Annotated in this window: 9 protein-coding genes; 2 read left to right on the top strand and 7 right to left on the bottom strand. The window is 31.2% G+C overall.

Features of this window, described 5'->3' with window-relative positions:
* Positions 1-25: 25 nt before the first annotated feature.
* The 7 genes from IC221_RS08290 to IC221_RS08260 form a co-directional block, all read right to left on the bottom strand.
* Positions 26-1,183 (bottom strand): sugar transferase, encoded by a 1,158-nt coding sequence (locus IC221_RS08290; RefSeq protein ID WP_188168513.1) that lies wholly within the window; start codon positions 1,181-1,183, stop codon positions 26-28.
* Positions 1,184-1,366: 183 nt separating this feature from the next.
* A complete protein-coding gene (locus IC221_RS08285) occupies positions 1,367-2,890 on the bottom strand; it encodes an O-antigen ligase (protein WP_188168512.1) in 1,524 nt (507 codons plus the stop codon).
* 42 nt (positions 2,891-2,932) lie between these two features.
* A complete protein-coding gene (locus IC221_RS08280) occupies positions 2,933-4,156 on the bottom strand; it encodes a glycosyltransferase family 2 protein (RefSeq protein WP_188168511.1) in 1,224 nt (407 codons plus the stop codon).
* Positions 4,146-6,314, bottom strand: a complete 2,169-nt coding sequence (locus IC221_RS08275) for a hypothetical protein (protein ID WP_188168510.1) — start codon at positions 6,312-6,314, stop codon at positions 4,146-4,148. The genes IC221_RS08280 and IC221_RS08275 overlap by 11 nt, the downstream gene beginning before the upstream one ends.
* A gap of 13 nt (positions 6,315-6,327) precedes the next feature.
* Positions 6,328-6,984 (bottom strand): TolC family protein, encoded by a 657-nt coding sequence (locus IC221_RS08270; RefSeq protein ID WP_188168509.1) that lies wholly within the window; start codon positions 6,982-6,984, stop codon positions 6,328-6,330.
* Between the two features lie 226 nt (positions 6,985-7,210).
* Positions 7,211-8,290: an acyltransferase gene (locus tag IC221_RS08265; protein WP_188168508.1), complete on the bottom strand. Its 1,080-nt coding sequence runs from the start codon at positions 8,288-8,290 to the stop codon at positions 7,211-7,213.
* Positions 8,291-8,423: 133 nt separating this feature from the next.
* Positions 8,424-8,927 (bottom strand): hypothetical protein, encoded by a 504-nt coding sequence (locus IC221_RS08260; protein WP_188168507.1) that lies wholly within the window; start codon positions 8,925-8,927, stop codon positions 8,424-8,426.
* A gap of 307 nt (positions 8,928-9,234) precedes the next feature.
* Between IC221_RS08260 and IC221_RS08255 the strand changes: the two genes are divergently transcribed.
* Positions 9,235-9,828, top strand: coding sequence for a hypothetical protein (locus IC221_RS08255; RefSeq protein WP_188168506.1), 594 nt, complete (start codon positions 9,235-9,237; stop codon positions 9,826-9,828).
* 100 nt (positions 9,829-9,928) lie between these two features.
* On the top strand, positions 9,929-12,598 hold the full coding sequence (locus IC221_RS08250) for a triple tyrosine motif-containing protein (RefSeq protein WP_188168505.1): 2,670 nt from the start codon (positions 9,929-9,931) through the stop codon (positions 12,596-12,598).
* Positions 12,599-12,722: the final 124 nt, after the last annotated feature.

The following is a 12,722-nucleotide window of genomic DNA, read 5'->3' as shown; positions in this document are numbered from 1 at the left end:
CACTTAATCAAACTTTAAATATGATTTATTCTTCTTTTTGAATCATTGCAGGAATAGTCTTCAACATTAATCCTATATCATAAAAGATATTATACTTTCGAGCGTATTTTGTATCTAACTCAATACGTTCATCAATAGTCATAAAAGCCCTTTTGGATTTCTCTACTTGCCATAATCCAGTAATTCCTGCCGGTGCAGAAAATCTTAGAATTGATTTATCTTTTGTCATTTGCTCAGCTTCGTAAATAGGAAGTGGTCTATTCCCTACAATCGACATATGACCAAAAAGAACATTAAATAATTGAGGCAATTCATCCAGACTTGTTTTTCGGATTAATGCTCCCACTTTCGTTACTCTTGGGTCATTCTTAAGTTTAAAAAAGGAAGATTTATTCTTTTCTTTAATATAGTCCTTATAGGTTACCTGATAACCTTTGTCGCTATATAACATGTGCGGATTTTGATCACTCGGCACTTCGTTTTCATTCGATTCTTCTTCCTTATTGTATGCATTTTCTTTTTGTAATGAACTCACCATACTATCTGCATCAACCCTCATCGACCTAAATTTGTAAAAAGGAAAAATAGCGTAATATCTCCCTACTCTCTTGGCAGAATAAATCACATTCCCTTTGGATTCAAACCTTATTGCCGCAGCAATTAATAATAGTAAGGGTGACAATAGAATGATCAGAATGGAAGAAACAACAATATCAAAGATTCGTTTTGTAAAGTCATTTACTAATACATAGAGGTTTTTTCTTCTTTTGATCAGTTTCTTATCTGGAAAATCTACGGTGTCATAGTTTTCAAGTACCTCAAACTGATAAATTACATTCTGGAGAATTAGATCTAAATTTTCTGGAACAAAGGGTTTAGTGATGTATTCACTCACTCCAGATTTTAAGAGTTCCATCTTACAGTTGACATCAATTTCAGAAGTCAATACAACAATCGGAAGATTCCTATAAGCTTCATTTTGTTTGAGTTCTCCTAAAAAATCAATCATGCTTTCATCATGAATATGTAGATCTGACAATAGTAAGGAGATTGAGACTTTGGATAAGATTTCTTCAGCTTGTTCGATACTTCTTGCTTCAATGATTTCGTATTTGCTTTTTAGGACATGTTCCACAAATTCAAACATAAATCTGTCGTCTTCTAGATATAGTACTTTTCTCATCGTGATAATTATTGTTTATCTAAGAACATTGAATGGTTAAGAAAAATTCCTATTAACTTCTGATTCCATAATTACGTTTTTATAATTATGCATCATCTTAAAATATTTCTATAGCAGCAATGAACTTGTGTATTTTAGTTTCGTTTTTGGATATATTTCAAATCAAATGATTTTAACTTTCAACTACTCTTCTAATAGTCTTTTCAAGTATTTTTGTCTTTTAGCAAACTTGCGTTTCTCCCTTTCTTCAAACTCTTCTTTCCGTTGATCATTTAATTCAACCCACCTTCTTAATTCATCTTCTAAAGCTAATTTTATTAATCGGCAGAAGATAGCAGAGAAAAACCATAATCCTACACTAAATGGTAGAATCCCATTGATATCTTGAGCCTGTTCTACAACCATAAAAGCACCATAGAAGGCAAAGAATGTGAGAATTAAAAGTTTATAATCTTGATCTTGCAAACTCCATACTTTGACTTTAAAAAAAGCAGGCAGCAACATTGCTAAATAAAAAGCAAGATAAATAACCAATCCTACATACCCCGTTTCTACCATTACCCTAACATGTCCTGAGTCAGGGGCAAAACCCGAAAGCATAGTACCAGGAGAAAATTTCATACCCCAAATCCCTGTACTTCCTAATCCACCACCAATAGGGTGCTTCGCCAACCAAGGTTTGATTCGTTCCTGATTTCTTTTTCTTTCCTTGTAGGATTCGTCTTCACTTGCATTAAAAGTAGATTGTATTCTTTGAATATGGTAATTGTTGGAAGGAGTGACAATCACAAAAGTCATAATTGCCACTAGTATCGCACCAACAATATATATTTTCGTATTTCCCCAAAGACCAATAATGATAATAAACCCTATAGGAACGATGGCAAAACCCGAACGAGTACCTGACCAAACTAAACCTAAGAAGATGATCAATAAAGCGATCACCATAAAAATCTTTTGTGACAACTTTTTATAGACGGGTATTAAAATCGCATAAAAATTGAACATCAATCCCATCAAAACACCAAAATGGGCTGGTGAACCTGTAGTACCAAATGATCTCCAACGACCATTAATATAAACTAAATGTTTTGCATCATTGGCTAAAACCCACATCATTTCAAAATTTAGATAACCGAACAAAAACTGATAACAACCCCATGCTGCACAAATAGTAGTGATGACAAGGAAATAATGTAAAACTTTAAGGATCTGTTCTTTAGTTCTAAATTGATAATAGGTTAAGACAAAAATGAGAGGATAAAAAACATAAGGGCGCATAGTATAAAACCAAGCGGCTCTTGATGCTGCCCATGGGTTTCCTACTTGCAAAAAGTTATAAGCCATCCAAGCATACACAAAATAAACTGGATAAAACTTGAAAGTAGACTTATAATCCTTCCTTTCATAACATCTAAAAACATGTCCAAAAAAGGTAAAAAGAATAGAACCGTCAAAGGAGATACCTATCGGTATTGAAGTGGGAATTTTTAAAGGGACACCTATGAAAATTGAGAGTGTTAGAAAAAAATAAATTGCAAACTCAAGCTTTACAAAAAGAGAAAAGAAAATAGGAATCGCCACACACACAAATGCCAGTACAATGCCTGTTACCCAATTGGTTTTCATCACCAATATAGCGATTGCAAATGCAAATGTAATGAGGCAGAAAGCACCAAAATTGGTGTTATACCGCTCTCCTATCATTTTCTTTATAACTCTCTTTGCTACCCTCATCATTTTTCCATCTTATTTTTCTTCACGTTCAGTATGAATAAAATTTCCTTTGGTTTGGGATCCAATTTTTAGAATACTTTTCAAATTGCTAAGAATTAAAGACGGGAACATTTTCAAAACTTGGAAAGCTGCACCCCAAAGTCTTTGATTGGTTAGAAAAAGTATCAAGCCAAAAACAAGAAATAGTAAAGACAATAAATTGAAAATTGATGTTTGAAATAATGCTAATTCAAGTGTCAATAAAGTAGGAACTACCAAAAGGTGTATGCTTCTTGGTGGGCGTGATAATGCAAAAACGTAATCTAATATTTCGAATCTAAATGATGTGATTCCTTTTACAACTAGAGGGGTAAAATAAGCTGCTAATGTTTGATATTGTTCTGCAAACCATCTTGTTCGTTGTGCTCCCAATACCTTGATGTCATCCGTTTTTTCCTCATAAACTAAAGTTGAGTTAGAAAAACATGCCTTTATATCATTGAAATTCAACAACCAATTGATCAATAAATTTTTATCCATTCCAGGATTATTTTCATCTAGCTTATTAATCCCTTTTACAAATAATCTTTTATCAACCAAGAAGCCACTTCCACTCAACTCAGGTAACCATCCCATTTTCACTCTGTATTGGCGCATCATCATATCATTCAGAGATTCCGATATTTGATCATAAGATGTTACTCCATTGACGTGTGATAATGGTAATCTTTTTCCTTGGATAAGATCATAACCATTTCCTCTTAAAGCATACATTTTGTAGAAAAAATCAGGAGCAATAATATTATCCTTGTCCAATAAAATAATATGTGTTGGATCAAAAAGCTTTAAATGATTATCTGATGTAATTTGATGGCATATAAATTTCAGTGCATGTACATAAGAGTTTCCTTCCTGATTATGAAAGCTTTTATGATTACAAAGGAAATCCATCTTTTTATAGCATTGATCTATAAATTTTGCATTGGTGTTTTGAAATAAAACGTATGTTTTCATCTCTACAAAATTCGGAGGCTGATGATCCCTTATACTTTTTAAAACTTCAAAAAAAGTAGAATTAGGTGCGTAAGCGGGAAGTACAACCAACCACCTATCTTTCATAGGAAAAGAGCTCGTTTCTGGTTCCTTGTAAAAGGATCCAATAAAAAGGGTCATCATCCAGTAAAAACTGTAGCATAAGAAATAGAAACTTATGAACTGAAAAACAGTATGGGCTAAGTCAAGGTAATTAATATTCATCGTCTTCCGTAATTATAGTACCTAAAATATTGAGGTGCGATTCATACATCTCATTTTGATTTTTAGCATCATCTTCATTGAATGGAAAATGCAATTCATACATGTAGTAAAGGTCTGATGACAAATCCATCCATTCCTTCCACTCCAATGATTGATAGATTGGAGGAGGTAAAATGAAAATATATTTATATTGCTCTTTTAATCTCTTCAACATTTTGAACCACTTACTTGGTAATGCATAATCATAAGGAGATGCTGCATACTTCGATAAGTCTATCATGCCAGAAGCTGTAGCAGTCTCTACGTCTGCATAACTATTACCAATGATGGGTGCATCTTCAAAGTCAACCTCAGGTAAATCCCAATTTGCATAAAGGATCAAAGTTTCAACCCCCAATACACGCAAAAAATCATACAGCTTCTTTACTGTATGATATTGCATTTTATTACTTCTGACATAGTTAAATAATATAATGCCTGACTCCTTCGTGTCAATTTCCAAAACTTGTTTTCTGATGGATTTAATCACATCTCGTTCAAGTGCATCTAATACCTTATTTTTTTTCTGACATCTTTTATAAATAAACTGGTTCAACTTTGGAATTTTCTGAATGACCTTATTGACCTTGTGCCTTCGTCCTGATACTAAAGCGACTGTACTAATTACTGTTTCATGCTCAAATTGGAAAGGTTTATGAAGATTTTTATCCAATGCTAAAGTGGCAACAATAGTGACAATAATTAATAATAATCCTCCCATAAAAGTACCAATCACCAAAAGCATTCTCTTTGAACTCTTGGGTTTGAGTGGGAAATTGGCCTCTTCTATGACAAATAGATCTTTACCCGCATCTTTCTCCAACACCAATGCTACATTGAGTTTATCCAAGAGTTTGAGGTAATGCTTTTCCTTTGTATTGATTTTATGTTTCAAATTATCTACATGCGAAATAATCCCGACTAACCTTTTCCCTTCACTTTTTACTTCCCAAAGTTGTGAACGGACGACTGGAATCATCGCTTCCTCTTTTTCGTATTCAATTTCTAGTACAACTAAATCAGAAACAATACTTTGTTTGGTTGCCGATGGATCATAAGTTGTATTGATAATCGTCTCATTTAATGATGATTGTAGACGACTTTCAAGGTGCGAAATTTCATTCTCCAAATTTGCCTTATGGTCAAAAGGTAATTGATCCGCCTTAAACTGATCAAACTCTCTACTTAATTTCAGTTTTTGTAAAGAATCTTTCAAATGAATTATTTGCTCATGCAAATCCTGATTTTGGTTAGCATAACCATAATCTGTTTTCACTTCTAACTGATGCTTAATGTAATCAATTGCCCTTCTTCTTGCTGCATGGTTTTTAGTCAATGTCCCAAGCATTTTTTGCAACTCTAAAATTCTCTCATTAACAGCATCTGATGAAGCCTCTACATTGAAAACATTAAAACGTTCTTGGAAGTTTCTTAACGAATCAAGCAAGTAATCTAATTCTTCTTTCGATTTGTTCGTCGTTTCCTCAATGATAATTCTCTTTCCTGTAAGTTGGTGTCCAATTTCATTTTTATATTCTTGGGTCCATTCTTCGGCCATGACTTTTACATAAAAGTAAGCCACTTTAGCTAATTTATCTTCAGCAGTAATTGTCATATATTTACTGGAACCAATTCTTGAAATTTTAATCTTAGATTCGACAGCGGCAGGAGTTATTCCATTTTTCTCCAAGAGTTGTAATATCACAACGTCAATGGGACGTTGCATATCTAATAGTTTATTTTTCTCAATTAAGAAGTCTATTCTATTAATAATTTCAGTTGGGCCATAAAGATTTTCATCTACTTCAAAATCGAAGTATCTTTTGTCACCAACCCCATCTTTTAGAATTCGCAATTGAATACGTTGAGTAACATGTTGTAAACGAGCTACCTCGATCACATCACTAAATAAAAACCCATACTCAAATAGTTTTATCGATTTACTATTTAAAGTTAAGTTTTCATCGCTTGTTAGCTCAAACTGAAGTTTGGATTTGGATTCAAAGCTCTTAAAATCTGCCGTTTTTGTGTAAACGAATACTGCTGCTATTGCCGGAGGAATTGTCCATAAATACCATCGTTTTAAGACTTCAAATAATATGTAATATATAGTTTGCACTTAATATAGTTACTTAATCAGTGGTTAGTATTTGTAATTCCTTATAAGCCATTTGTGAGGCCACTTCAGCTTCAATTTTGGCAATTCGAGTTTTTTCTAAAAGTTCTTCTATTGCGAGATAATCATCAATTTTTGCCTCACCTCGTAAAAATTTTTCTTTGACTATATTTAATATTTCTATTTGATTTGATTCTTGACTAGTCAATAACTTTAGTTTTTCTACAGCTAATAAATAGGCAGAATACACCCCTAATAACTCTCTTTCTAAAGCTTTTTGTTGACTAAAATATTGTAATTCTTTTTTCCTTAATTCATGTCTTGCAATTTTTATTCTATTGTTCAAAGAGGTGAAAGAGTACAAATCAAGTGAAAGCGTGACACCAATATCAGAGAAAGCTGAAACTTGAGTAACTGTTCCATCAGAGGAGTACCTAAAACTACTTATACCAATTGTAAAGGAAGATAGCCAACTTTTTTGAGTAGAGTGTAAAGCCTCTGTCGCTGCAAAAATATCTTCTTGTTGAATCTTTAATGAATACGCCACATCGTATCTTAATTCTTTGAGTGAATCGAGTAATTTATAATTAATATTAGTTTCAAACTGGGCGTAAGTTTGAATAGAATATAGCGTAAAAATGAATAATGATATGGTGATCTTTTTTATATTCATTAAGTCGAGATTCAAGAGTTTAGATTTTATTATGTTTAGTTACTATTGGGATTTAAAGGTTCTAGTAGAAAAGCACAATAGTATAAACAATGTAGTATAAGTACATTAATAATTTACTAAACTTTTGATTTAATCAATATTCTATACCCTATTTCAGTTTTATGAGAATATATATTATTAGAAATATCCTATTTTTATAAATTCACAAAAATACACTTTCAGAATTTTAGGCATTAAACTTCTTCTTTAATCTTAAAAATGGTTTTTCAAAATGATAAAATGAAATATGCGAAATAATAACAGTTAAAATAATACAAGTAATATTGATGAATAGAATTAATGAAAAATCACTAAGATTTAGATAATTCTCAAGCTTCATAATTAGAAATAAAACAAAATTAATAGCAATCATATGATACATATAAACACCATATGATATCGTTCCTAAATAGTTTAACACCTTATTATCTACAATAAAAAGCTTTTCATTTGAAATATTCAAAATGAAGATACCAAAGAATGGGAAACTAAAAAGGTGAATTAAGACATCTTCGCTAAACACAAAAGCATCGGTAAAGAAGTAAGCAAAAAACATAAAGTAATACAGAATACGAAGGATATCGTTTTTAATGATTAAATAATTCACTTTTCCTTCGTAATGCAATACGGATAAAAGTCCCCCGAAAGACATATAAAAATAGATAAAATGATATTTACGTAAGAAGTCAAAACCTGGTAAAAAAAATAGAATAAAACTTACAATTGTAAAAATAATCAACCCGATGATAAAAGGTTTAGGTTTTGAAATTTTGGCCAATGGAGCAACCATCAAATAAAACTGTTCTTCAATCCCTATTGACCATAATACTAACAATATGGCTCCAGGAGCATATAAAACCTTAAATACATTGGGTAAAAAACCTATACACCATGCTAAACCTTCAATAATTGAATATTCAATAGGGTATTCAATATCAAAGAAAGGAAGTATCAAACTATAATATGTAAATCCAAAAAGAAGTACGACATAATATACTGGGTAGATCCTAAGCATTCTTCTTACATAGAATTTCTTGATAGCGACATTTCCGTTTATCAATTCTTTGTATAATTGCCCTATTATTAGAAAACCACTTAATGTAAAAAATACCCAAACTGCTTCCTCTCCCTTATGAAAAATAGGCCAATCTGAAAATGAAACAATATTTACTGTTTTTGATATTTCAGGAATGTGAAAAATGACTACGCATAATGCTAGAAAACCTCTTAAGGGCTGTAGGTTGGGTAATATTTTGGGTTGACTCATTTTAATATCTTTAGCTTTTGGTAAAATTAAGATAGCTTCTAAAAAAATAACATATCCTATAACACTGATAATACACTATTATTTTACAATAGTTTCTGTAAAAAATAAAAACCATTTCAAGGACTTACCTTTATCATATCATTATTTTTGATAGTTTTTGCATTACTTTTTTACTTCGAGATTTTAACGCTGGGCCATAATAAGGCATTCCATCTTCAAGAATTAAGTATAATTCATTGGCTAGTTCAGGATACTGCATTACATACTTCGCTAAAATTTCTATAGCATGTACTTTCACGGCAATATCAGTCTCCATACTTTGGATTGCCTCAAATAAATAATCAACCCACTCCCCTTCTTTTTCGGTAGATAGTGATAAAGGAACAACAGACCGTAAAATGGAACGCTTAATTCCTTGTGTTTTGAAATTTGGCAACCAATCAACAATATCATCTCTATGTTTTTCTAACCATTCTCCATTCAAATCACAAAGAGCAGACAAAGCCCATGCTAATTGATTTCCGTACGGATTGTCTTGTTTCTTGATTTCATTATAAAGCCAATCCTGTTTATCTTCTTTAATTATAGTTTCAACAAATTGATCACGGTCTTCTTTAGAGCTAAATAATCTCTTCATTATTGTTGTTATAGATTAGTATCATGAATTAACATTCACTTTGATGTTAATTTGTTTTAATATTTAAAATTAATAAGATAATTTTTGTTTTAATATAAGTTAACCATGTTTGTATAAGAGCACACGACTTTTATATTTGGAAGTAGGATATGTGAATTAGGACTCATTTATCAATACAAAAACATATCACATATCTGCTAAAAATTGATTTGTTGTTGTTTTTGCAAGTCTGAATATAGATATGATACAAATATCCATTATTAAATCTAGCAAACAATATTAATTATAGACTTAACTAGCATTCACCTTGAGAAGATTTGAAGAAATACCCGGTTTCCCCGATTACATGATTAACATGGACGGCCTTGTCTTATTAAAACAAGACTATGAGGAAGGTAATTTTAATTTTTTGAAAGCTTATAAATGTAATGTGACAGAAAAACTTAAGGTTACCTTAAAAAAAGAAAAAGAGGGAAAGAAAATTAAAAGTACTGCCTATTTACATACACTTGTAGGAAGAACATTTTTACCAGTTTTTAATTCAAAAGGAAAAAAAGTCTGGCATGTAAATAGAGATATCTATGACAATAGCGTAGAAAATCTTAAATGGGTTCCTCTAAAAGGAAAACAGGAGTTTAATTATGCTCCAGAAAAGTACGTTAAAAGTAACCGACTTTATTTACCAATACCAAAACTTCCTTTCCTAAGTATTAACTCAAAAGGAGATGTTTTGTCTTTTAAAAGCGGAAAACCAAAACCAATCAAACAAAGGCTAAATGGAAAAATATCCTTTTTTGATACAGAAGATTATGAAGGTAAAAGACATACAGTTTATCCTCATGTCATCGTAAAAGAGCTTTTTGGTAAAAAGAATATGGAGAAAGAAGCTTCATCTATTTAATCAAAAAAATAACATTACAAATAAGCATGTTGTTCTTCTGTTCAAGTTGAATAACATGCTTTTCTTTTATAAACTTTAAAAAAGGCGTAAATTTAACTTCATGAAAGAAATTAGTATTACTATAATTTTTTTATTACAGGTTTTAATTTGCATTGGCCAAAAAGTGATTCCCTCGGTCAGCTCTTATGATCGTTTTGATTATAATGCAGGAAGACAGAATTGGGATATTGTAAAAGATAAAAATGAAATAATATACATTGCCAATAATCAAGGTTTATTGGTCAATATTAATGATTCATGGGAGTTAGTACCAACTCAAAATAATGATGTTATAATTTCACTAAAAACCGAAGAAGATATCATATGGTCGGGCGGAAATATTGAGTTTGGTTTTTTTTACAAAGAAGATAATACCGTTTTAAAGTACAAACACTGCGGAGCTGTTAAAGGTGGGCAAATTTGGGATATTGAAACAAGTCACAACAATGTTTACTTGAGAACCGAAGAACAAGTTATTATCTATAATAAAAAGACGGATCAAATAAATAGGGTCAGAACAACTGGTGGATTCTCAAGTCTAAAAAAGTGGAATAATTCAATTTGGGCTACTGACAATCAAAATCAATTAGGACATATCATTAACAATCAGTTTGTTGTGATAGATCAACTTACTGAACAACAAAAAGTCAGGGCTCTTTTTACACATAAGAATGAATTATACATCTTACATACCAACGGTGCCATCTATTCATTCAACGGAGGTATCGTTCAGAAAGTGACTAATTTACCAAGGGAAATCTTTCAAGAAGGTCTTTTTTCAGTAAAATCATATGATAGTGATACCATTTTGATAGGTACAATATCTTCTGGACTTTACATTTATTCTATAACAGATCAAAAAATCATTCAACATATAGCCTCAAAAGATGGATTAAAAGATGACACAATACTCGCTGTTTTTAATGATGAAAACGGTGATATTTGGTGTGGTTTAGATTATGGTATTTCAAAAATTGAAATGCAAAGAGAAATCAAAACCATTTTTAATAGAGGTGCCACTTATAGTGTTATAATCCAAAATGAAAATAACGTATTATTAGCGACCAATAAAGGTTTGTATGTTTCTGAACAGAATGATAATTTCAAAATTATTTCTCAATCGCAAGGTCAAGTATGGAATATCAAAAAAATAAATAATACGATTTTCATCTGTCACGATAAAGGTTTGTTTATCTTCGAAAATAACAAACTAATACCTCTTTATACTTCCATGGGTGTAATGGATATTTCATTTCTAAATGGAAAATATTTCTTATCGACCTACTCTGGACTGTATCTTTCAATAATCCAAAATAAAAGGTTAACCACTAAAGAAAATTTAAACTATCCTGGAAGTCCTAAATTATACTTTGATGAAAATAATAATTGTATTTGGGCGAAGAGTAACACAGGTGTCTTATACCAATATAAAGGAAATAACACAATATCAATTTCACATTACCCTTCAGTTCAAAAAATATTTCCTCAAAGCAATGGCGAATTACTTTTTTTAGTCGAAGGAAAAGTATCCACTTTTCAAAATGGGCAATTTGAGGTCATCAACTTACCTTCTCTTAATCAATTGGTCGATCATCAAATTTCTGCACTAAAAGTAATTGATAAAGGATTAACCTATGCCTATATCAGTGATGGAAAGCTACATATGAGAATGAATATTGTCAATGGTAATTTTTATGATTACAGCAATCTATTCAAGTCATTACAAGGTCAATTTTTGAAAGATCATGAGTTTATTAACTTTCATGATGGAGAACTTTATATTGCGACTGAAAGAGGTGTTAAAACGTTTGACCCCAACTCAAAGTATAGATCAATACAACTTCCTTCACCAGTGATATCCAAAGTGATCACTTCTGATAAAATGAATCAAAATAAGAAATATATTTATCCTTTTATTGATCCAAAAATTGACCTGAAGAAAAATGAGAATAATATCAAACTGGTATATGGTGTGGCAAAGGACAAGATTGACATCGTAGAATACAGAACGAAGCTAATTCCTTTTGATGATCATTGGTCTGATTGGAGTCAAACCAATGAAAGAGAATACACAATGCTTAACGGTGGTAATTATGAATTCATTGTGGAATCTAAAATTAATAACAGTCCACCAAATAGTGTCTCTATAGCTATAGAAATTCAAAAGAAATGGTATCAAACCTATTGGATTATTTTACCCCTGCTGATTGTTGGACTCCTTGCCTATATCCTATCTTACAAACTATGGATCATTATCAATAAAAAAGCTGAGAAGAAACAAAAGGAACAACAAAAAATTGACCTCGATAAAAAAACACTAGAAATAAAAAATGAGCAGCTTATTCAGTATGCTGAAGAATTATCAAGAAAGAATGATTTCCTAAGACAGATGAGTGAAGGCCTGTCTATTATAAAACATAAAAACGCAAAACTATGGATTGATAGAATAGATGATGAAATGAACAATGATAAGAAGAACTTCATCTTTTATAAATTGTTCTCAGAATTACATCACGATTTTATTATTCTTCTTCAAAATAAATACCCTCAATTAACTTCTAATGATCACCGATTAATTGCACTTATTCGTTTCAACCTCAACAATAATGAAATTGCAAATATCATGAATATTACAAACCGCAGTGTAATTATGAACAGGTATAGGTTAAGAAAGAAAATGGGTTTAGATAAAGAAACGGACCTTGATAAGTTCATCAAAGATTTAAAGTAAAGCTATCCTCAATTAAAATAAGAGCATTGATGCCACCTGACCTAAAAATGAACTATAAAAGGATTATTGTTTAGTTCCATTCATAAAGAATAACAATGTGCATAACCACCAAAATACCTACAAA

The organism is Flammeovirga sp. EKP202 (assembly GCF_014534745.1).
GTDB lineage: Bacteria > Bacteroidota > Bacteroidia > Cytophagales > Flammeovirgaceae > Flammeovirga.
This window is presented reverse-complemented; position numbering and strand designations above follow the sequence as displayed.